Source organism: Duganella qianjiadongensis (genome assembly GCF_009857915.1).
Classification (GTDB): domain Bacteria; phylum Pseudomonadota; class Gammaproteobacteria; order Burkholderiales; family Burkholderiaceae_D; genus Rugamonas; species Rugamonas qianjiadongensis.
Map to the genome: position 1 here is coordinate 1 of NZ_WWCM01000015.1, position 22,451 is coordinate 22,451.

Sequence of the window (22,451 nt, forward strand, 5' to 3'; positions counted from 1 at the left end):
GAAGATGCCGCAGCGAACTTGGAAGATGGCAGCAAACCAGTTTGCCATTCTGTTTGGGGAACGCTTCACCAACGCGATTAATTAACTACGAACCGCGACCCCGGCACACAAAATTCCTGACAGGTCCCCGGCGCGCGATCTGCGCCGCCGTCCAGCAAACCATACAGCGCCATGAACCCCGCCTTAGCAAGCTGCAGGTACATCTGCATGCCGAAACCAGTTCCATCAACCGGCTCGGCTTTATCCTGCAGGCACAACTTAGAGACACGCCGGATACCCCACCGGTAAAGTTTGGCGGCGTACTGGAACCTGCCGCGCAGCACTACACTGTTCGCCTCGTTGGTAGCTGACCGTATGACATCGCCTTTCACCGAACTGCTGCATCGCTACGAACGCGAGCGTATCGACCAGCAGACCATGGTCCGCGAATTTACCCAGCGCTTCCCCGCCGAGACCGCCACGCTCGGCTTAAGCAGTGGCAGCGCCGAGCATCCGCAGACCCGTGCCCTGCTCGATGCCATCAGCTTTACCAATGCACGCACGCAGCAATGTCTGGATAAAAGTCAGCAGCAGCTACCCAGCGATCTGCTCTCCGTCATCTATCCGCAGGCCGTGCGGCCACTACCGCCGCTTACTATCGCGCACTTTGACAGCCGCAATACCGTATCGACTACAAATAGCCTTATCCCGCGTGGTACCACGCTACTCTCCCAACGGATCGGCCATACCCGCTGCCAGTTCCGTACCGTCTACGAACTCGAACTCGGTACGGCCCAAGTACTGCAGGCCAGCTTCCGGCATCAGATCAGCCTCCCTGCGGGCATCATGGCAGCGGAACCGCTAGACGGCGAGATCAGCTTGAAGATTTCCGTCGGACCGGACAGCACGCTACCCTATCTACGCTTGTTTATCGATGCCGATCCCGCATTTGCCGCCGCACTGCGCGACAGTCTATTCATGCGCTCGGCGGCCGTCTATCTGCAACAGACAGGCAGCCAGCACTGGCCGCCGCTCGAGCACGTCCCGCTGCGGCCAGTGGGGTTTGCCGAAGATCAGGCAGTTACCCCAGATGAGCCCCGAGCCCATGCTACCGCTAGGCTACTACTGGAATATTTTGCCTATCCGGAGAAGTACAACTTCTTCGATATCGCGCTGGACGAGATCCGCTCACAACTAGAGCCAAGTTGTCAGAGCTTTACACTGCACTTCCTGCTAGCACAAGATAGGCACAATAGCGCAACTGCTCGCACCCTGATGCCTCTGGCGGCGCATCACTTGCTCACTGGCTGTACGCCGCTGGTGAATCTGTTTTCCGTCAGTGCCTGCCCCATCTATCAGGATTACAGCAAATCCGAATACATTCTGCAGGCACATGCCCAGCATCCCGCCGATTACGAAATCTACAGCGTGGATCGGGTCACTGCAGTGAAGAAATCACGTAGTGGCATCCACGTGGATGAATACCATCCCTACTATTCGCTCAAACATGGCGAGGCCAGCGACCAGACTGGGCGTCACTGGTTCGCCCGTCGCGACGAACATCTGGCAGAAATCAGTCCCGGCTACGAAACGCGGATTGCCTTTGTGGACCATGCGCTCGATCCGCTGGATACGGATATCAGCACCGTCTCCGTCAACCTGACCTGCACCAATCGGGATCTATGCTCACGCCTGCCGCTAGGTCATACCGATGGCGACTTCCAGCTCACCAGAGGGCAGGGTGCTTATCCCATCCGCATGCTACGTCAGCCAACCCCGCCGCGGCGTCTTGCCGCTAGCGACTAATGGCGTCTGATTTCCCACCTTGCCAGCAGCCAGCAATCTTTGCTGCACGACGATCTTGCCCCCTTGAAGGAAATGCTGGTACTACATGACCCCGTACAGAGTCCCGCCAGCCGTAGCCAGATCCAGGGCCTGATTGCGCTCAATACCAGAGCGGACTTTCTGCCTTACCGCAGCGCCGCTACCCGCGGCTTTCTGTTCGGCATACGCATAGGCGTCACCATCAATGAACCTGCCTACCACACCTGCGGCCTGTACCTGTTCAGCCAATTACTCGATCACCTATTCGGCCTGAGTACGCAGCTCAACACCTTTGTGCGTCTGAGCTTGTGCTCACAACAAACCGGTAAGGAACTGATGCAATGTCCAGCACGCAGCGGTTACCAGAACATACTGTGATAGCGCGGCTCGTAAGTGCCCCCTATCGCTTCGAATTCGTCCAGGCGGTGAGACTGCTCGACGGCTGGCTGGGGCACAGCGATACTGACCGGCTCAGCTCCTGCATCCGCTTTCGCAGCCGAACCCGGCTTGGCTTTGCAACGAGCCAGATTGACGCCATCGAACTCGAATATGCCGCAGCGACCAGTACCGACGCAGGGCAACGACCTAGAATCACCCTTACACCTACACTACCCAGCCTGTTCGGCTCGACGGGCGAATTACCCTATGCCGCCAGCTATCGCCTGATGGAAACCCACAGCAGGGGACGCATGGAAAGCACACAGGCGTTCTACGATATGCTGTTTCATCGCTCTATCGAGTTGCACTATATCGCCAGCAACCGTAGCCGCATCTTCCGCTCCATCACTGCGCAAGGCAAGCCGGCATTACTGCCCGTGCTGATGGCGCTCACCGGAGTACCTGCCGGATCAAGACAGCCAGGCGGCATACCCGATGCAGCCATCGCCAGCTACGCGGCGCTTCTGCAACGCCCCGTCACGTCGGTCACCACCCTCGCGCCTGCACTGGCCGACTACCTCAGCTTACCTGTCGAAATCATTCAGTTCCTGCCTGACTACTACCAGCTTGGTGAAGAAGAAAGAGTCCAACTGGGGAAGCGAAATCATCGTCTGGGCAGGACACTCATACTGGGGCGCCGGATTCCCAATTTCCAGCGCCGTATCCGCCTGAGTATCGGTCCACTTAAACGACAGCAATATGACCCCTTACTGCCAGAGCGGGAGGGATGGCGAGCCTTGAAGAGCTTTATTTCTTTATTCAAATTGAGCAGTCTTCAGCTCGAAGTTCTGCTCTTTCTGGCGCAGGGAGAAACCCGTCAAAGCCGTCTCGGCAAGACCGCTCTCGGCTATGGCTATCACCTCGGTCTGACGGCACACGGGCCCCACTACGGGGCCATGCGCTATGCGCTACCTACCATAGCAACAGGGAATCAGCCATGAATCTGGATAGTGCCCTTACCAGTCTTTATGACGCTTTCACGCGCCTCACATCCGCCCAGCGCCCCTTGCGTCTACGTCTGGCCATGGCCGATGGCGTGCACGATAACTTACTGCTGCCACAGCGACTAGTCGGCCACGAGGCTATTTTCGACGGCCACACTTTTCACCTGCTCTGCATCGCTGACACTGCCATGTTGGCGCTTAAGGATTTCATCGGCGTGCCAGCGGAAATCCAGATCGTCACGGCGACGGGTGAGCTACGCAGCATCTGCGGCATCGTCGCCAGCGCCGCCAGCGGCGAAAGCGACGGTGCTCTGGCCACCTACGAACTGACCATCACCGATGCCCTACAGATCATGGAGCACCGTCTGAACACACGGGTGTTTCGCAACATGAACGAACTCGACATCATCTCTACGCTGGTGAACGAATGGCAGCAAAAGATGAGCGTCATGCGTAGCAGCTTTGCGCTGCAGATCGATAGCGTGCTGGCTAGCCGCGATCATCCGGCACGCGAATTCACCTTCCAGCACAATGAGTCGGATGCCGGCTTCATACGCCGGCTGATGAAACGGCGCGGCATCGCGTGGTTTTTCCAGTCCGGCCAAGGGAACGCCGAACTGCCCGCGCATAGGCGCAGCACCGACACGCCTATGCACACGCTGCTGCTGTTCGATGCCAGCATGCGACTGCCACGCAACGAGGCTGGCTCGGTCGCATTCCAGCGCGATCTCGCCACCATGGAGAGCGATGCAATTACCGGATGGAGCGCCGTCAGAACGCTGCAAAGCGCACAGGTACAGAACTTCAGCTGGGACTATCTGCAGCCAGCAGCACGCGACGCCATGCGCAGCACTGCCGCCAGCACTCGCGATCAGGGCGAACTAGGCAGCCGGCTTGCAGATGAACTGCTAAGCCATCTGGTGCTGGCGCCGCATAGCGGTGATGACAAGGCCGATCTCGATAGTCAGACAACGGCACGGCTGGATAGCCATGATTACGCCGCCAAGCACTTTCGCGGCGAAGGCACGGCACGCGATCTGGCCGTGGGTACATGGATAGAACTATGCGGCCATGCGGAACTGGACAGCCATGCGGCAAACCAGCGCGAATTCGTCATAACCGCACAGGACATTGCCGCCGACAATAATCTCCCCAAAGAGATGAATGAGCGTATCGTCCGCCTGTTCGCGGATAGCGGCTGGAGCACTGGCCGCTACCATGTCTTTCAGCAGCACGGCCGGCCTCTGCGCTTTCTGACGCGCTTTCAATGCGTGCGCCGTGGAACGCCGATCATCGCGCCTTACGACTCGCGCACTGATATCCCCCAGCCCCGGCTGCAAAGTGCCCTAGTAGTCGGGCCGGAACTGCATAAGGTCTGGTGTGACGAATACGGCCGCGTCAAAATCCGCTTTCCTGCCACGCGCGAAGAAGATCATCACCATGCAGGCGGAATAGGCGCTAACGAAGCCGAGTCGGATTCGGCCTGGGTACGCGTGGTGTCAAACTGGGCCGGCGATGGTGCGGGCAATCTCGCACAATGCGGCGCACTACATCTGCCCCGTGTCGGCAGCGAAGTGCTGGTGGACTTTCTCGGCGGTGATCCGGACAAGCCCGTCATCATCGGCCAGCTGTTCAACGGCGCGGCGCCACCGCCTGCATTCAGCCGCACTGGGGCCTTACCGGGCAATGCTGCACTATCCGGACTGCGCAGCCGTGAGCTGGGCGGAACGCGCGGCAATCAGCTCCGGCTCGATGACACGGAAGGGCAGATCAGCGCACAACTGGCTTGCGATCATGGTGCGAGCGAGCTTAATCTGGGATACCTGACCACTCCCCGCATCAATGGCAGTGCAGAACCTCGGGGCGAGGGTGCGGAATTGCGTTCGGATCAGGCGGTAGCCTTGCGCGGCGTACAGGGCGTATATCTGGTAGCGGGCAGCAGGGCAGATCTACAGCTTGAACGGCAAGCGCTGAAGGCCGTCACTGACGATGCCGAGAACGTGCGTAAGGAGCTAGACCGTCTAGCTACAGTGCACGAGCTCGCGCACGCACAAAGCACAAGCGTCGCGGAACTAGTCAGCAAAATCGAGCACTGGGACGGCGCATCCAACCTCGCACAGAATGCCACGGGCGCAACTGATGCCGGCACCATGGCCGGTGCACCGCTCATCGCAGCGCACGGCGACGCAGGCGTCGTGATCAGTAGCGCAGACACCGTGCTGATCGGTACGCAGAAAAATTTCGAGACGAGCAGCATAGGCGACCATCAGGCATCCGCTGGGCGCAGCCTATTTCTGCGAGCGACTCAGGCCGTGCAATTATTCGCTGCCAAACTGGGCATGCGTCTGATTGCAGGCGCGGGCAATATCCAGATCGAAGCCCACGAGGGCGAAATCGTCATCAAATCTCTCAAGCGCATCCACCTGATATCCAACGAATGCGTGCGACTGGAAGCACCCACACTGCAATTCATCTCGCAGGGCGCCAAGACCAGCTATGTCGATGGCCAGATTGCCGACGAATGTAAAGCCAATTACACCGTCAAATGCGCGGAGTATGTCCAGCTAGGCGCAGGCGACTCCAGCAGCGAAACACTCAAGCTGCCACACAACGACGACGAGCATGACCAGCAAGTCCAGCTACGCGATCTGCAAACTAAGGCGGCCCTGCCCAATCAGCGCTATCGCATTACGGTCGAAGATGGAAAAGTCTATGAAGGTAAGTCCGATGCAAACGGGCTGACAGAGCGCTTTAGCACCAAGGAAGCCTTCGCTCATTACGACATTGAGTTACTAGATTAATAGTGAGGAAACCATGGCAGATGGCCAGCATTTACCACTCGACCCATTTAACGCCCGAAAATGTGCAAGTGGCTTTTGTACACCGCTAGCTGATCAGAGAACCCAGGTAGTGCACATACCACCTACGGAGGTGATACCGATCATTTTTATCCCTGGCATCATGGGATCGAACCTGCGCATGTCAGCCAAGCGACAGGTACTGCTGAAAAAGAACAACAACATCGCATGGCGCGTGGACTCAGATTATGAGACCAGTCTCTTCATTGGACTCACTGCGGGTGAAAGACAAAAGCAGCTCGACCCCAGCGAAACATGTGTGGATACCTATGACGAAGGCCAAAGTGAAACTGGCGATCCTAGTGAGACGGCATTAAAGCGAAATAACGGTGTCAAGCTCAGAAAGGTCTTTCAGCAACACATCCCTAACAATTTCGGCGTTCTGCTTACCGCTGATCCTTCAGGATCAAAAAGAAGAAAGACCCATTTGGAAAAGGCACTAGAACGTGGTTGGGGTGAAATTCTTTTTGACAGCTATGGAGCGCTATTGCAGCTCCTAGAAAAACATCTGAAGGAACCTATGTGCTCGGAATCTGAATTATCAGAGTGGTGGAAAAACACCCTAGTCCAAGTTGATCCAAAAAAATGGGGAGCCGTATCACCCACAGATCTCCCACAATTGAAGGACACAGAAATCATTGCTGCCCTAGCCCAAAGATGGTTCCCGACACATGCAATGGGCTATAACTGGCTTGAATCGAATTCAATTTCAGGAATCAAGATATCTGAACGAATCACAGCACTTATTTCAAAATACAACAATACAGTCTATAAGTGTGAAAAAGTAATCTTAATCACGCATTCAATGGGCGGCCTAACTGCTCGCGCTGCCATGCATCCGGCAATCGGAAAAATCGAAAATAGTGTACATGGTGTAATTCATGGAGCCATGCCAGCCTTGGGGGCGGGTACAGCATACAAGCGCATGCGCTGCGGCTTTGAGGGCTATTCCCTCAGTATTGTTCGAAATGTTCTGGGCGCGACAGGAGCGGAAGTAACTTCTGTGCTTGCAAATGCACCTGGAGGGTTAGAACTGCTTCCCAGCAAAGCATATGGAAATGGGTGGTTACAGGTAATGCATGAAAATCAATTAATTTTCGCGCTTCCACAAAATGGTGATCCGTATAGCGAAATATATAAATTGAAGGACAAATGGTTCCGGCTATTAAAAGAAGAATGGATAAATCCGGGCCTTTTAGGCGAAAGAAATATCAATCGAAGCTTCGCTCTGCTAGATGAAGCAAAGACTTTTCATGAAAAACTAAATGGATACTTCCACCCCAATAGTTATGCAGTATATGGGGCTGACAGAAAAAAGGCCGCTTGGGGCAATGTGACGTGGCAACTCGATTTTGAAGTTACGCCAAAAGAGAATCTGGACCTCTGCGTGTCTATCGACAATGGCATAGGTGAAATCTATTTCACTCAAGAGCTTGCCCTAAAAAAATTAAGCACCGACCTCGGGCCCTTCAAAGCCGACCTCGCCACAGCTCAAGATCCAGGTGATGAGACTGTAGCAATATGCTCCTCAGATAGCCAAAGGAAATTCTGCAAAGCAGTCTTTCGCCAAACGGGTTACGAACACCAAGAGAGTTTCAAAGACGAAAAATCTATTGCAGCCACCTTCTATTCATTAATTAAAATTATTCAAAGTATAAAACGTTGAAAAATGAAGAAAATTTTAATTAGAAAATTTTTGAAGGCTTCTTTGATCATGTGCTTTATAGAACATGATTATGCGTATTCATCAGAATATAGAAAAACAGAAGTCGTGGAGAATCAAATGAATGATAGATTCGCAAATAAATTAAAAGTTCATGACATCTGTTTTACGAGATTTTTGATGTCTGCGCCAGAAAAAACTACTATTGTTTATGGCCGGCTTACCGCCGGCGGAGAAATAAGTAGGCTTAAAAATCAGGCTGAAAATTTAGGAAATATAATTCAAGAAATGATCAAAGAAAATGAAAGAAACCATCATTTATTTCCAAAAGATGAAGATGTCGATTTTGCGGTAGATGCACCAATCCTGATCAATGGAGTGAATATCACTCACTTAGTTAACATTGTCGGATTTTCCTATTACGACATATACACCTTTATAAAAATCGGAAACGATGCTTATGTTATTGAGGCGAAAGGCATGCCCAAGAGTCTGGTCAGGGAATATTTGGGGAAAAATCTTTCCACCGCAAAGCATTTAAGAGCTCTGGAAGAGAAAACAGTTCCAGATGATCCTGGAATATGTCTTGACGGAGTAATTTCCACCATAGATTCGCCTTACGAGGGCATCGAAATGGGACTCAGACTACATGATCATCCTGATGTTCATTTCTCGATAACCATAATGAAGAATCGCGATTTTTTACAGAAATTTGATTTAGCAAAAGATATCGCTAATGGACAAAAAGAAGCGGCGGAAAAAGGACTTGGCGCATGGGCAAGTCATCTCAAAGTTCTCAGGCTTAGAAAACGTGTAGTGAATAATTGGGACGGAGAGGAAGCTCTACTTCGAATTCCCAGCGGTTATGGAAAGCCTTCCGTTCATAAATTCACATTTCGGGCCAGCGGAAAAACTAACGCAGCACTTTATCCCTTTGTTCAAATGACTCTAGATACTGGAGTCAAAGGCAATATGTCCACCGGACAAAAGCCTAGCCTCTCGGACGAAGCAGCACTCGCTCTCTGGGATAGTCTGCTCAACTCCATACGTGTCCGTCCGAATGCGCTGGTGCCTAGTGCAACAACGACCGCCAAACAGAACGACTCACTGCCCAAGTCAGCCCCAACCGAGGAATAGACCATGACCGCAACGCTCAAAGTCTTGTGTCGTCGATGAATGCAAAGCCAATTACACCGTCAAATGCGCGGAGTATGTCCATCTAGGTGCAATTGCGCGATCTGCGAACTAGAGCCGCCCTGCCCAATCAGCGATACCGCATTACGGTAGAAGATGGAAAAGTCTATGAAGGAAAGTCCGATGCAAACGGACTGACAGAACGCTTCTGCACGAAGCTAGCCTTTGCGCATTACAACATCGAGTTACTTGATTAAGAGGTCGAAAATTATGCTAGACGGTCAGCATTTACCGATCAATCCTCTAGACACCCGAAAATGTTCAAGCGGCTTTTGTACATCAGCTACTGACGTTCGACCTCAGGTTGTTCTGGTGCCTCCCAAAAAGGTGATTCCTATAATTTTTATTCCGGGAATCATGGGCTCGAACCTCCGCATGACTGCAGATAGGCAGGCGCTTCTAAAAAAGAAAAATAACATCGCATGGCGCGTGGATTCCACTTCAGAAAATGCTCACTTTATGGCACTCAATGCCGCTGATCGCCAAAAGCAGCTCGATCCTGATAAGACGTCCGTCGATACATTCGACTCCGGTCATTCCGAAACTGGCAATCCCAAGGAAACGACGTTTGAGCGAAATAAAGCTGTCAACCTTAGTAGTATCGATATGTGGCATGTCTCTAATGCCCCTTTAGTGCTACTACTACCTGATCCACCGGGGGTCACTCCGCGCAAAACTCATCAGCATAGAGCCTTAGAACGCGGGTGGGGCGAGGTGCTGTACGACAGCTACGGCGAACTGCTACAGCTCATGGAAAAGCAACTTAATGATGCATTCTGCGAACTTAATGAACCTTCCATCTGGTGGAAAAAAAACGTTCTGGACATTTCCCCTCAATCATGGGGAGCAGCACCAGAGAACCAGCTAAAACCTATCCGTGCTGACGAGCTCAAATCAGCATTAACGGAGTGCTGGTTCCCTGTACATGCAATGGGCTACAACTGGCTCCAATCCAACAGAGCCTCAGGTTCAGCTACGGCCAATCGCATTAGAGCCCTAATAAAAAAATATGCTGATGCTAAGTTCGACTGCAGAAAAGTAATCCTAATCACGCACTCTATGGGTGGGCTAGTTGCAAGAGCCGCCATGCACTCATCAATTGGAAAAATAGAGGATCTGGTCTTGGGCGCAGTGCATAGTGTGATGCCGGCTTTAGGTGCCGCTATTACCTACAAGCGCATGCGCTGCGGTTTCGAAGGCGGCCCAGCAAATATTCCCAAAAGAGTCTTAGGTTATGACGGACACGAAGTAACGGCTGTATTGAGCAATTCTCCTGGTGGTCTAGAACTATTGCCTACAAAAAATTATGGCAATTCATGGTTAAAAATTGTCTTCGATAATACAACCTTACTCTCACTCCCTCAAAAAAATAATCCAATAACCGAAATATATAAAATTCAGAATAAATGGTATCAATTATTTAATCCGGAATGGATTAATCCGGCAAAGCTCCAAAATTCACAAATTTCTAGAACATTTGAATATATTGATCTAGCAGAAAAATTTCACAAAACAATAAGCAATTATTATCACAAAAACAGTTATGCCATATACGGATCAGACAAAGAACGGCTTACTTGGGGAGAGGTAGTCTGGCAATTTGATCAGGACGTCAGTTCGCTAAATAGCGAAAATTTTGCAGTTTCAAGTGACAGTGAAAACGGAAAAATAAAGTTTGAACCTATCAATGTTTTACATATACCAAAATTCAATTTTCATAATATTTCTATTCTTTCCCCCTCTGCACATTTAGTTCCGCCAAAAGAACAAGGAGATGAAACTGTACCAATTCGATCTGCAAATAATCAGGATAAGTTTTGCAAAGCAATATTTCGTCAGAAAGGGTATGAGCATCAGGACAGTTTGAAATATCAATCCTCAGTCTCAGCAACTTTCTATTCAATAATCCGAATTATTCAAGAAATGAACTGGAGCAAGACATGAAAACTTACAAAGCCATAAAGTCAGGAATTTTTATACTATCTTTTTTGTTATTTCAACCAATTGCAACTTCAAAAGATATTCACAACCAAAATATGAATAAAACATTAATTAATAGTATTGACAATTTTAAAAATATATGTTTTACAAGATTTGTTATGAATATTCCTAAAAATTCTCAAACTGTCTATGGTCGACTGTCCGTCGGCGCCGAGCTTACAAGAATTGAAAATGGGGCAGAGAAAATTGATGAGATTATCAGAGATGACATAAGAGATAACACTGAAAATGCCAAATTATTCCATTCGAACAATGAGGCCGACAAAATAGCAGGGGTAGTACTTCCTATTTTACATCCGGATGTAAAACAATTAGTCACCGTCAGCGGATTTGAAACATATATTGTGCATAGCTATTTCAAGTTGGCTCAAGATGCCTATATAAGTCCCGGGGGAAGTGTGACCGCTAGCTCCATTCACCAAAATTTTAAAGACGATATAGAGGTATTTAAGCACTTACGCGCCCGCAAAGATGATGAAATACCTACCGAGCCGGGGATCTGCATCGATGGTGCCTTCTCAACCCTCGAAACACCCTACGAATCGATCGAGTTCGGCGTTCGGCTGACGGATTTTCCGGACGTGCACTTCTCTTTCCAATCCATAAAAAGTGGCAACAAGGGCATGAAATTGGAGCTCAGAAAAGAACTGGAAGAAGGGAAGCAGAACGCACGAGCCACTGGCCTCGGCACCTGGGTGAAAAAGCTCAAAGTCCTCCGGCTCGACAAACGCACCGTGAACGATTGGCATGGCGAAGAAATGCTCTTGCACATCCCTAGTGGGAATGGAAAACCTTCGTATCATAAGTTTATCTTCCGTTCTCTCAGCATAGGAGATGACCCCCTTCATCCTTATGTGGAGATGACTCTGGACACCGGCGTTGTGGATAATCAATCTGCCTCCAGAGAACCCAGCCTCTCCGATGAAGAAGCCCTTGCGCTGTGGGATAGGCTACTAAACTCGATCCGCGTCCGTCCTAATGCCGTCGCCGCAGGATCGCGCGATTCTGTACAAACGGAAAACTAACGCCGCATCCCCCGATGGAGTAGACCATGACCGCAACGCTCAAGGTTCTGTGGACCGAAGGCCTCAATCTCGACGCCCAACACCTGCAGCAGCAAGATCGATACCACGAATCACGCCTGCAGCACATCGCAGCGACCATCGAGCCAAACCACTGGGGGGTGCAAAGTGCTCGCTGGGCGCTGCCCGATATCACCAGTGACACACTTTGCGCGCAGGCACTTACCCTCATCTTCAAAGACGGAGAAATCTATCAGGCGCCATTGGCGGACACGCTGCCGCTGCCTATCGATCTGAGCAAAATCCCAGCCGAGGCACAGAGCATTACTTTCTACGCTGCGCTGCCAGTCGCGCAAGCACACGGTGGAAACCTCGCGTCAGACGACAGTCAACACGGTGAAGCGCGCTACACACTCGACAGCCGCGAAACACCCGACCTATTTTCCACCAGCCTGCCAGCCCACATCGGCTACCTGCGCAAGGCCGTGCGCCTGCTGTCCGATCTCGACGTACGCGAAGGCTACGACTGCCTGCCCGTGATCCGTTTGCAGCGCCGCGCCGATGGCAGCTTCGATCTCGATCCACGCTTCATGCCGCCCTGCGTCAGCATCGCCGCTGACGCTGCCATGCAGGATTTGCTGCGCAGCGTACTGGCCAGACTAGGCGCCAAGTGCGAATCGCTGCAACGCTTGCAGCGCCAGCCGCGCGGCCATGTGGTGGAGCTGCACACCGGCGATGTGGCCACGTTCTGGATGCTGCAGACCATCATGTCGGCCTGCGCCACGCTGATGCATCTGTCCCGCAGCGGCCACTGCCACCCGGAACGCCTGTTCGAACGGCTGATGGCACTGGCGGGCGGGCTGATGGCGTTCTCGCGCAAATACACTATCACCGATCTTCCCAGCTACAACCACGAAGAACCAGCCAGCGGCTTCCACACCCTCAATGACATCATTCGCGATCTGCTCGACACGGTGGTTTCGTCGAAATACATCAGCATCCCGCTGACCGTCAGCGATCAAGGCATGCGCTACCATCACGCCACGCTGGATCCTACGCTGATCGAGCGCAAGGCTGCGCTCTACATTGCAGCCAGCGCCAGCATGCCCGCCCTGAATCTGGTGGCCGAAGCGCCGCGCCAGCTCAAGATCGCCTCGCCGCACGACATCGACGCGCTGGTGCGCAGCGCCTTGCCCGGCGTGCCGCTCTCGCACATGCCGCAAATACCGATGGAAGTGCCGGTACGCCCGGAAACCTATTACTTCTCGCTGGAGCAGCGTAGCGATTTGTACGAAGCCATACTCAAGGCACAGGCCATCGCCATCTATGCGCCGGCCACGCTCACCGATCTGCGTCTGGAATTATTCGCCATCTCGCCCTGATGGCGATGCCGTGCAGCTAGCGCAGCGCGCGGCGCATGTCGCCGCCCGTCTGCTCGAGCAGGCTTTGCGCCTGCTCTACCTCCAGATTTTTACGCAGCGCCACGATCGCCAGCTTCACCTGATAGTGGCAGCGCGCCAGCATGGCGCGCGCACTGGCTTCATCTACGCCCGCCACCCGCATGGTCAGACGCAAGGCCCGTTCCACCAGCTTGGCATTGGTGGCATGCAGGTCCACCATCAGATTGCCATACACCTTATGCAGGCGCACCATCAACGCGCTGGATAAGGTATTGAGCACGATCTTCTGCGCCGTCCCCGCTTTCAGCCGCGTGCTGCCCGCAATCACTTCGGGCCCCGTATCGAGACAGATGCCCACATCGGCATCGCGCAGCAGCGGCGTCGCGGGATTATTGGCGATACCTATCGTCAGCGCGCCCACTGTATGCGCCGCCTTGAGCGCGCCCAGCACATAGGGCGTGGTGCCGGAAGCTGCAATCAGCAGCACCACATCGTTATACACCGGATAAATCAGACGCAGATCGGCCGCGCCTTTGCCGTCATTGTCTTCGGCGCCTTCCACGGCATCGAACATGGCGCCTAAGCCTCCCGCCAGCAAGGGCACGGCGCGCTCATGGGGCCACGAGAAAGTAGGGAACAGTTCTACGCTATCGAGGATGCCGAGCCGGCCGGAAGTACCGGCCCCCACATAGATCAGCCGCCCGCCAGCCGCGATGCGCGGCGCCATGGCGCTAACCGCTGCGCTGATGGCAGGCGCTGCTGCCTGCACGGCGCGCACGGCCAGGGCATGATCGTCTACCAGCGCTGCCACCAGCTGATCCACGCCGTACAGATCGAGTTCGGCGTGTTCTACGCTGCTGGTTTCGGTCCTGAGCATGGTGGCAGTCTGCCGGGCCTCAGGTGGCGCGGCGCATCTCCGCAACGAAGTCATAGTGGTCGCTATGACAGTAGGAATGGGTCAGCTCCATCGCCTCGCCCGATTCCAGATAGGCGATACGGGTAATGTAGAGCACCGCCTGGCCTTCCGGCACACCGAGCTGGCGCGCCAGATCGGCCGAAGCATTCATGGCGCGGATGTGCTGCAGGGCACGCACCGGCGCCTGGCCTATGCTTTCCAGATACTGGTAGAGCGAAGCACCCACCGCGTTCGGATCATTGAGCACCGTCTGCGGCAGCACCGACACTTCGTAGGCCATCACCACATCATCGGCCAGACGCAGACGTTCCAGCCGCGCCACCTTGGAATACGGCGACAGGCCCAGACTGAGCTGCTCCTCCGGCGTAGGCGTCACCACAGCGCGCTTGAGCCAACGCGAGCCCGGCACGTGGCCGCGCTGCTGCAACTGCTCGGAAAAACTGGTCAGATTGGACAGCGGCTGCTCGATGCGGGGGGCAATATAGTTGCCCGAACCACGGCGGCGCACCACCAGACCCTGATCAACCAGCTGGTCGATGGCCTTGCGTGCCGTCACGCGCGATACGTTCAGCAACTCCGACAGGGTGCGCTCGGACGGCAGCGCCTGATCCACCTGATAGCGGCCATTGTGCACATCTTCGCTCAACTTGCGCGCAATCTGCATATACAGGGGCGAACTGTCGTTGGCGTCGGCTTTGAATTCGAAACTGGTCTGGCTCATGCAAAAATTCTCCTCACGCCTCTAGTGTAATAGCGTTAGAGAAAAGGTGTGACCCCGTCTCCATGAATTTAGCAATATTTATTCAACTACCAGTCGGGGCAGCAAGGCGCGGGGGCGCCATTTGACGGATAATGCTGGCTTGTTTCACCAGTCCGACCTTGCTGCCATGTCCAAAAAGACCTCCGCCGCCCCTGCCTGCCCCTGTGGCGGCGCTACACTGGCCACCTGCTGCGGCCCGTATCTGAGCGGCAACGCCATCCCGCCCACGGCCGAAACCCTGATGCGCTCGCGCTATACGGCCTATGTACAGGGCAACGAGCCGTATCTGTTGTCAACCTGGCATGCTAGTACCCGCCCAAGCGAGCCCATCATCAATAGCGAAGAAAAATTGCAGTGGCTGGGACTTGAGGTAAAATCTGCTTTACGTTTACGTCAACGTAAAGCAGAAGATGATGAAAACCGCGACACAGTCGAATTTGTCGCCCGCCTGCGCGTCCATGGACGCGGCCAGCGGCTGCACGAAATCAGCAACTTCGTGCGCGAGCCGGCCGAAGGCGGACTGCGCTGGTTTTACGTTGACGGTAGTTTTCCAGAATAAATCAGACGACGCGTCGGAGACCACGCGCACAAAGGAAAAGCCATGCCGCAGATCGAAAGCAAACTCAATCCCCGCAGTGAGGACTTCAAGGCCAACGCCGCCGCCATGCAGGCCGTGGTGGATGATTTGCGCGCCAAGGTGGCGCGCATGGCCGAAGGCGGCGGGGCAGCAGCCTGTGCCAAGCATGTGGCCCGTGGCAAACTGCTGCCGCGCGACCGCGTGCAGATGCTGCTCGATCCCGGCACGCCCTTCCTCGAACTGTCGCAACTGGCCGCCTACGGCATGTATGACGATGCCGCACCGGCAGCGGGCATCATCACCGGCATAGGCCGCGTAGCGGGGCAGGAATGCGTGATCGTCTGTAACGACGCCACCGTCAAAGGCGGCACCTACTACCCGATGACGGTGAAAAAACACCTGCGCGCACAGGAAATCGCCGACCAGAACAACCTGCCCTGCATCTATCTGGTCGATTCGGGCGGCGCCAACCTGCCCAATCAGGATGACGTATTCCCCGACCGCGACCACTTCGGCCGGATTTTCTACAATCAGGCCAATCTGTCGGCCAAAGGCATACCGCAGATCGCCGTGGTGATGGGCTCCTGCACCGCCGGTGGCGCCTACGTGCCGGCCATGAGCGACGAGTCCATCATCGTCAAGGAGCAGGGCACGATTTTCCTCGGCGGCCCGCCGCTGGTGAAAGCCGCTACCGGTGAAGTGGTAACGGCGGAAGATCTGGGCGGCGGCGATGTGCACACCCGTCTGTCCGGCGTGGCCGACCATCTGGCGCAGAACGACCTGCATGCGCTGTCGCTGGCGCGCACCATCGTCTCGAATCTGAACCGCAGCAAGCCGCAGCAGGGCGCGCTGCGTCCGGCCGAAGAACCGAAATACCCGACTGAAGAACTGTATGGCGTAATTCCTGTCGATACGCGCAAGCCCTTCGATGTGCGCGAAGTCATCGCCCGCATCGTCGACGGCAGCGAGTTCGATGAATTCAAGGCCCGCTATGGCACCACGCTGATCTGCGGCTTTGCCCACATCTTCGGCATGAAGGTCGGCATCATCGCCAACAACGGCATTCTGTTCTCCGAGTCGGCGCTGAAAGGCACGCACTTCATCGAGCTGTGCGCCCAGCGCAAAATCCCGCTGGTATTCCTGCAGAATATCACCGGCTTCATGGTGGGCCGCAAATACGAAAACGAAGGCATCGCCCGCAACGGCGCCAAAATGGTGACGGCAGTTGCCACCGCCGCCGTGCCCAAGTTCACCGTCATCATCGGCGGCAGCTTCGGCGCCGGTAACTACGGCATGTGCGGCCGCGCTTTCTCGCCGCGCTTCATGTGGATGTGGCCCAATGCGCGCATTTCCGTCATGGGCGGCGATCAGGCGGCCTCCGTGCTGGCCACCGTCAAACGCGACGGCATCGAGAGCAAGGGCGGCAGCTGGAGCGCGGAAGAAGAAGCCGCCTTCAAGCAGCCGATCAAGGAGCAGTACGAACATCAGGGCCATCCTTACTACGCCACGGCGCGCCTGTGGGATGACGGCGTGATCGATCCGGCCGATACCCGCATGGTGCTGGGCCTGGGCCTGTCCGCTGCGCTCAATGCGGAAATCCCCGATACCAAATTCGGCGTATTCCGGATGTAATAGGGGGCTGACTATGACTTACACCACCCTCAACATCAGCCGCACGGGCCATGTGGCCACTGTGACGCTGGACCGGCCCGACGTACGCAACGCCTTTAACGAACTAACGATTGCCGAAATCACCCGCGCCTTCCGCGAACTGGGTGAGCAGAACGATCTGCGCGCTATCGTACTGGCCGCCAACGGTCCGGCCTTCTGCGCCGGTGCAGACCTGAACTGGATGAAGAAGATGGCGGGCTACACGCACGCCGAAAATCAGGCCGATGCACTGCAACTGGCCGAAATGCTGCGCACCATCTACCTGTGCCCGCACCCTGTAGTGGCGCGCGTGCAGGGCGATTGCTATGCCGGCGGCATGGGCCTGGTCGCCGCCTGCGATATCGTGGTCGCTGCCGAAGCGGTGCAGTTCTGCCTGAGCGAAGTGCGGCTGGGTCTGATCCCCGCCACCATCGCGCCGTATGTGATCAAGGCCATGGGCGAGCAGGCGGCACGCCGCTACTTCCTCACGGCCGAACGATTCGACGCGGCGCAGGCGCTGCGTCTCGGCTTCGCCCATGAGGTGGTGGCTGTGGAAGCGCTGGACGACAAGGTCGGGGAAATCGTCAAAGCGCTAGTGAATAACAGCCCGCACGCCGTGCAGCAAGCCAAAGTGCTGGTGCGCGAAGTGAGCGGGCAAACCGTCAACGATGCGCTGCTGGCCGATACGGCCCAGCGCATTGCCCATATCCGCGCTTCGGAACAGGGCCGCGAAGGCGTCGCCTCCTTCCTCGAAAAGCGCAAACCCGCGTGGCTGCTGTAGCGCGGTAATCAACGTCTGGAGTCGTTTTGGAATTGAATCAACAGAGTGACTGGGTAGCCCGCAGCCTGCGCAGCGTATGGCACCCTTGCACGCAAATGCAGCACCACGAAACCGTTCCCCTGATCCCGGTAAGCCGGGGGCAGGGCGTCTGGCTGTATGACCATCAGGGCAAACGCTACCTCGATGCCATCAGCTCGTGGTGGGTCAATCTGTTTGGTCATGCCAACCCGCGCATCAACGCGGCGCTCAAGCAGCAGCTCGATACGCTGGAACACGCCATGCTGGCCGGCTTTACGCACGAACCCGTGATCGAGTTGTCGGAAAAGCTGTCGGCACTCACCGGCCATGTGCTGGGCCACAGCTTCTACGCCAGCGATGGCGCATCGGCAGTGGAAATCGCCCTGAAAATGAGCTTCCATTCGTGGCGCAACCGCGGCCATAGCGCCAAGCAGGAATTCGTCTGCCTCAAGGGCAGCTACCACGGCGAAACCATCGGTGCGCTGGCCGTCACCGATGTGGCGCTGTTCAAGGATGCTTACGGCCCGCTGCTGCGCGCCTCGCAAACGGTGATGTCGCCCGATGCGCGTCAGGCCGGCGAGGGTGAAACGGCTGCCGATGTAGCGCGCCGCGCTGCTGCCGATGTAGAACGCCTGTTCATGGAAAAGGGCGAGCGCATCGCCGCCATCATCATCGAGCCGCTGGTGCAGTGCGCTACCGGCATGGCCATGCACGACCCGCTGTATCTGCAACTGGTGCGCGCACTGTGTGATCGCTATTCGGTGCACCTGATCCTCGATGAAATCGCCGTCGGCTGTGGCCGCACCGGCACTTTCTTCGCCTGCGAGCAGGCCGGTATATGGCCGGATTTCCTGTGCCTGTCCAAAGGCATCAGCGGCGGCTATCTGCCGCTGTCGCTGGTACTGACGCGCGACGACATCTATCAGGCTTTCTACAGCAGCGACGTCACGCGCGGTTTCCTGCATTCGCACTCGTACACGGGCAATCCGCTGGCCTGCCGCGCTGCGCTGGCAACGCTGCAGATTTTCGAAGAGGACGATGTGCTGCGCACCAACCGCGTCAAAGCAGAGCGCCTGACGGCTGCGCTGCAGCCGCTGGCGCAGCATGAAAAAGTGCGCAACTTCCGTCAGCGCGGCATGATCTGGGCGTTCGACGCCATCGATGCCGCGCCGGACTTCTCGCGCCGCTTCTTCGCCACCGCCGTCGAGCACGAACTACTGATGCGGCCCATCGGCGCGAGCGTCTACATGATGCCGCCGTATGTGCTGAACGATGAAGAAATCGACACGCTGGCTAACAACACGCTAGCCGTGTTCAATCAGGTCATGGCGGCGTAACGATGGAACTGCTCCGACAACTAAGCCAGCAACTGCACACGCTGGATCAGCACAGCCTGATCCGCCAGCGCCGCACGGTGGACTCTCCCTGCGGCCCGCGCGTGCAGGTGGATGGCCGCGAGCTGCTGGCCTTCTGCAGCAACGACTATCTGAGTCTGGCCAACCATCCGGCCATCAAACAGGCTTTGCAGGAAGGCGTAGCCCTGTATGGCGCCGGCAGCGGCGCTTCGCACCTGATCAGCGGCCATGGCCGCGCCCACGTGCAGCTGGAAGAGCGGCTGGCAGCCTTTGTTGGCGCGCATCTGGAAGCACCGCGCGCGCTGACCTTCTGCACCGGCTACATGGCCAATCTGGCCATCATCACGGGCCTGACAGTCGCCGATCCTGACGCCGCCATCTTCTCCGAATCGCTCAACCATGCGTCGCTGATCGACGGTGCACGGTTATCGCGCAAGCGCGTGCAGGTTTATCCGCACGCCGATCTGGCCGCGCTGTCGCAGCTGCTGGCCGATTCCAACGCTGCCACCAAAGTGGTGGTGACGGACAGCGTGTTCAGCATGGATGGCGATCTGGCGCCGCTGCCGCAATTACTGGCACTGTGCGAGCAGTATGGCGCATGGCTGGTGGTCGATGATGCCCACGGCTTCGGCACGCTCGGCGCAAGCGGCCACGGTGCGCTCGAACATTTCAACCTGCGCTCGCCGTATCTGGTCTACATGGGCACGCTGGGCAAGGCCGCCGGTGTTGCGGGCGCTTTTGTCGCCGCCCACGAAACTGTGATCGAGACGCTGATCCAGAAAGCCCGTCCCTACATCTTCACCACAGCCACGCCGCCAGCACTGGCGCACGCTCTGCTCACCAGCCTCGATCTGCTGGAAGGCGACGAGGGCATAGCCCGCCGCACTCACCTGCAAAGCCTGATCGCCCAGCTGGACAGCGGCCTGCAGCTACAGCGCTGGCAACGCATGCCGTCGAGCACCGCGATCCAGCCCATCGTGATCGGCGATAATGCTGAAACCATGCGCGCTGGGGCCGCCCTGTACCAGCAAGGTCTGTGGCTGGGCACTATCCGCCCGCCTACCGTGCCAGCCGGTACGGCACGGCTGCGTGCAACCCTGTGCGCCGGCCACACCGGCGCCGATGTAGAACAACTGATAGTCGCGCTCAACGCGCTGGAAAGGACTTGAGATGAGTCTCGATGATCCGCTAATCGCCCAACCGCAAACCCAGACCCAGTCCGCTGCTAGCGGCTTTCCGCCCCGCTTCAGCTGCTTCGTCACGGGCACGGATACGGAAATCGGCAAAACCCTGATTTCCTCGGCCATGCTGCATGCGCTGGTGGCGCGCGGCGTGCGTGCCTGCGGCATGAAGCCCGTCGCCGCTGGTGCGGAACTACGCGACGGCGTATGGCATAACGATGATTGCGACCAGCTGGCCGCTGCCGGCAATGTGCACCTGCCACAGTCCATCACCACGCCGTTTCTGCTGAAAGAACCGGCGGCGCCACACATCGCCGCTGCGCTGGAGGGCAAAACCATCACCGCCGTGCCGATACTGGCCGCGTTCGTGGAAATCAATGCCGCCTCCGACGCCACTGTGGTGGAAGGGGTGGGCGGCTTCCGCGTACCGCTGAACGACACTTTTGATACGGCTGATCTGGCCGCACAGCTGGAACTGCCGGTAGTGCTGGTGGTTGGCCTGCGTCTGGGCTGCATCAGCCATGCGCTGCTGACAGTGGAAGCCATCGCCGCGCGCGGCCTCAAGCTGGCCGGCTGGGTTGCCAATGAAACCGTGGCCGACATGGCTTTTGCCGATGAGAACATAGCTACCCTGCAGCAGCGTATCGATGCGCCGCTGCTGGGCCGCGTGCCGCGCCTGGCCGAGCCTGGTGCGCAAGCGGCAGCGGCCCATCTCGATTTTACGCAGCTGCCGAACTGGCCAGCTCACACCCAACTCTGAAACTAGAAGGAAACACGATGTCCCAGAATACCCTGCAAGAACCTAAGACCGTCGAGCTGCACCGTCCTGCCGCCGCCATCAAGCTGCCGGAAGCAGCCACCTGGCCACTGGACGAAGTGATGGCCCTGTTCGATCTGCCGTTCACCGAGCTGATGGCGCGTGCTCAGGAAACCCATCGTGTCAACTTCCCGGATGGCGATGTGGAACTGGCTACCCTGCTGTCGATCAAGACCGGTGGCTGCGAAGAAGATTGCGGCTACTGCCCGCAAGCGGCACGCTACGACACCGGCGTGGAAGCGAAAAAAATCCTCGACATCGACACCGTGCTAGAAGCCGCCCGTCAGGCCAAGGACAACGGCGCAACCCGTTTCTGCATGGGCGCTGCATGGCGCAGCCCGAAAGACCGCGATATGGACAAGGTCGAAGAAATGGTGCGCGAAGTGAAGGCGCTGGGCATGGAAACCTGCGCCACGCTGGGCATGCTGGAAGAAGAACAGGCCAAGCGCCTGAAGGACGCCGGTCTCGATTACTACAACCACAATCTGGATACCGCACCCGAGTTCTACGACAACGTCATCTCCACCCGCGAGTATCAGGACCGTCTGGACACGCTGGGCCGCATCCGTGAAGCTGGCCTGAAAGTCTGCTGCGGCGGTATCGTCGGCATGGGCGAGAGCCGTTTGCAGCGCGCCGGTCTGATCGCCCAGCTGGCCAACCTGAATCCGTATCCGGAATCGGTGCCGGTCAACCATCTGGTGCAGGTAGAAGGCACGCCGCTGTACGGCCTCGATCCGCTCGATCCCTTCGAATTCGTGCGCACCATCGCCGTGGCCCGTATCACCATGCCGAAAGCACGCGTGCGCCTGTCCGCAGGCCGCCGCCAGATGGGCGAAACGGTACAGGCCATGTGCTTCCTGGCTGGCGCCAACTCGATCTTCTACGGCGACAAGCTGCTCACCACCGACAATCCGGAAGCCGACGACGACCGCAAGCTGCTGGCCAAACTGGGCCTGAAAACCCGCGGCACGGTGCTGGAATCGGCACCGAAGGAAAAGTGCGGCTGCTAAGCACTACAGCGCACCTTTCCTACTAAAGTCTATAGCCTCACAATAAAAAAACTTCCAGCCATA

Annotated in this window: 17 protein-coding genes and 1 pseudogene; 16 read left to right on the plus strand and 2 right to left on the minus strand. The window is 56.3% G+C overall.

Going from position 1 to position 22,451, the window contains the following annotated elements; translation table 11 throughout:
* Window positions 1–53 precede the first annotated feature (53 nt).
* The 9 genes and pseudogenes from GTP27_RS18175 to tssK all read left to right on the plus strand — a co-directional run bounded on the left by GTP27_RS18175 (window position 54) and on the right by tssK (window position 13,305).
* Complete coding sequence (locus tag GTP27_RS18175) at window positions 54–350, plus strand: GPW/gp25 family protein (protein WP_229634195.1); 297 nt, start codon at window positions 54–56, stop codon at window positions 348–350.
* A 4-nt stretch (window positions 351–354) separates the two neighbouring features.
* Window positions 355–2,181 (plus strand): annotated as a pseudogene (tssF, locus tag GTP27_RS18180) (type VI secretion system baseplate subunit TssF).
* Window positions 2,145–3,182, plus strand: a complete 1,038-nt coding sequence (gene tssG, locus GTP27_RS18190) for a type VI secretion system baseplate subunit TssG (protein ID WP_161040581.1) — start codon at window positions 2,145–2,147, stop codon at window positions 3,180–3,182. The pseudogene tssF and the gene tssG overlap by 37 nt, the downstream one beginning before the upstream one ends.
* Window positions 3,179–5,986, plus strand: a complete 2,808-nt coding sequence (locus tag GTP27_RS18195) for a type VI secretion system Vgr family protein (RefSeq protein WP_161040582.1) — start codon at window positions 3,179–3,181, stop codon at window positions 5,984–5,986. The genes tssG and GTP27_RS18195 overlap by 4 nt, the downstream gene beginning before the upstream one ends.
* A gap of 13 nt (window positions 5,987–5,999) precedes the next feature.
* Window positions 6,000–7,709 (plus strand): esterase/lipase family protein, encoded by a 1,710-nt coding sequence (locus GTP27_RS18200; protein WP_161040583.1) that lies wholly within the window; start codon window positions 6,000–6,002, stop codon window positions 7,707–7,709.
* A gap of 3 nt (window positions 7,710–7,712) precedes the next feature.
* Window positions 7,713–8,843, plus strand: a complete 1,131-nt coding sequence (locus tag GTP27_RS18205) for a T6SS immunity protein Tli4 family protein (RefSeq protein ID WP_161040584.1) — start codon at window positions 7,713–7,715, stop codon at window positions 8,841–8,843.
* A 267-nt stretch (window positions 8,844–9,110) separates the two neighbouring features.
* Window positions 9,111–10,844, plus strand: a complete 1,734-nt coding sequence (locus tag GTP27_RS18210; RefSeq protein ID WP_161040585.1) for an esterase/lipase family protein — start codon at window positions 9,111–9,113, stop codon at window positions 10,842–10,844.
* The gene (locus GTP27_RS18215; protein ID WP_161040586.1) at window positions 10,841–11,926 is read left to right on the plus strand and encodes a T6SS immunity protein Tli4 family protein; all 1,086 of its coding nucleotides are present in this window, start codon (window positions 10,841–10,843) and stop codon (window positions 11,924–11,926) included. Before GTP27_RS18210 ends, GTP27_RS18215 begins: the two co-directional genes overlap by 4 nt.
* Window positions 11,927–11,952: 26 nt before the next feature.
* Window positions 11,953–13,305, plus strand: coding sequence for a type VI secretion system baseplate subunit TssK (gene tssK, locus GTP27_RS18220; RefSeq protein WP_161040587.1), 1,353 nt, complete (start codon window positions 11,953–11,955; stop codon window positions 13,303–13,305).
* A gap of 16 nt (window positions 13,306–13,321) precedes the next feature.
* Here the strand turns inward: tssK and murQ are convergent, their stop codons facing one another.
* Both murQ and GTP27_RS18230 read right to left on the minus strand, forming a co-directional pair.
* Entirely contained in the window at window positions 13,322–14,200 is an 879-nt protein-coding gene (gene murQ, locus GTP27_RS18225) for an N-acetylmuramic acid 6-phosphate etherase (protein ID WP_161040588.1), read from the minus strand.
* A 19-nt stretch (window positions 14,201–14,219) separates the two neighbouring features.
* Window positions 14,220–14,960 (minus strand): GntR family transcriptional regulator, encoded by a 741-nt coding sequence (locus GTP27_RS18230; protein WP_155435664.1) that lies wholly within the window; start codon window positions 14,958–14,960, stop codon window positions 14,220–14,222.
* Between the two features lie 166 nt (window positions 14,961–15,126).
* On the opposite strand from GTP27_RS18230, the gene GTP27_RS18235 reads away from it, so the two are divergent.
* The 7 genes from GTP27_RS18235 to bioB are packed head-to-tail and all read left to right on the plus strand — an operon-like array spanning window position 15,127 to window position 22,388.
* A complete protein-coding gene (locus GTP27_RS18235) occupies window positions 15,127–15,558 on the plus strand; it encodes a YchJ family protein (RefSeq protein ID WP_161040589.1) in 432 nt (143 codons plus the stop codon).
* A 42-nt stretch (window positions 15,559–15,600) separates the two neighbouring features.
* Window positions 15,601–17,208: a carboxyl transferase domain-containing protein gene (locus tag GTP27_RS18240; protein ID WP_161040590.1), complete on the plus strand. Its 1,608-nt coding sequence runs from the start codon at window positions 15,601–15,603 to the stop codon at window positions 17,206–17,208.
* A 13-nt stretch (window positions 17,209–17,221) separates the two neighbouring features.
* Window positions 17,222–18,007: an enoyl-CoA hydratase/isomerase family protein gene (locus GTP27_RS18245; protein ID WP_161040591.1), complete on the plus strand. Its 786-nt coding sequence runs from the start codon at window positions 17,222–17,224 to the stop codon at window positions 18,005–18,007.
* 26 nt (window positions 18,008–18,033) lie between these two features.
* The gene (gene bioA / locus GTP27_RS18250; protein ID WP_161040592.1) at window positions 18,034–19,362 is read left to right on the plus strand and encodes an adenosylmethionine--8-amino-7-oxononanoate transaminase; all 1,329 of its coding nucleotides are present in this window, start codon (window positions 18,034–18,036) and stop codon (window positions 19,360–19,362) included.
* 2 nt (window positions 19,363–19,364) lie between these two features.
* The gene (bioF, locus tag GTP27_RS18255; RefSeq protein WP_161040593.1) at window positions 19,365–20,549 is read left to right on the plus strand and encodes an 8-amino-7-oxononanoate synthase; all 1,185 of its coding nucleotides are present in this window, start codon (window positions 19,365–19,367) and stop codon (window positions 20,547–20,549) included.
* Window position 20,550: 1 nt separating this feature from the next.
* Entirely contained in the window at window positions 20,551–21,321 is a 771-nt protein-coding gene (gene bioD / locus GTP27_RS18260) for a dethiobiotin synthase (RefSeq protein WP_161040594.1), read from the plus strand.
* Between the two features lie 17 nt (window positions 21,322–21,338).
* Window positions 21,339–22,388, plus strand: a complete 1,050-nt coding sequence (bioB, locus tag GTP27_RS18265) for a biotin synthase BioB (RefSeq protein WP_161040595.1) — start codon at window positions 21,339–21,341, stop codon at window positions 22,386–22,388.
* Window positions 22,389–22,451: the final 63 nt, after the last annotated feature.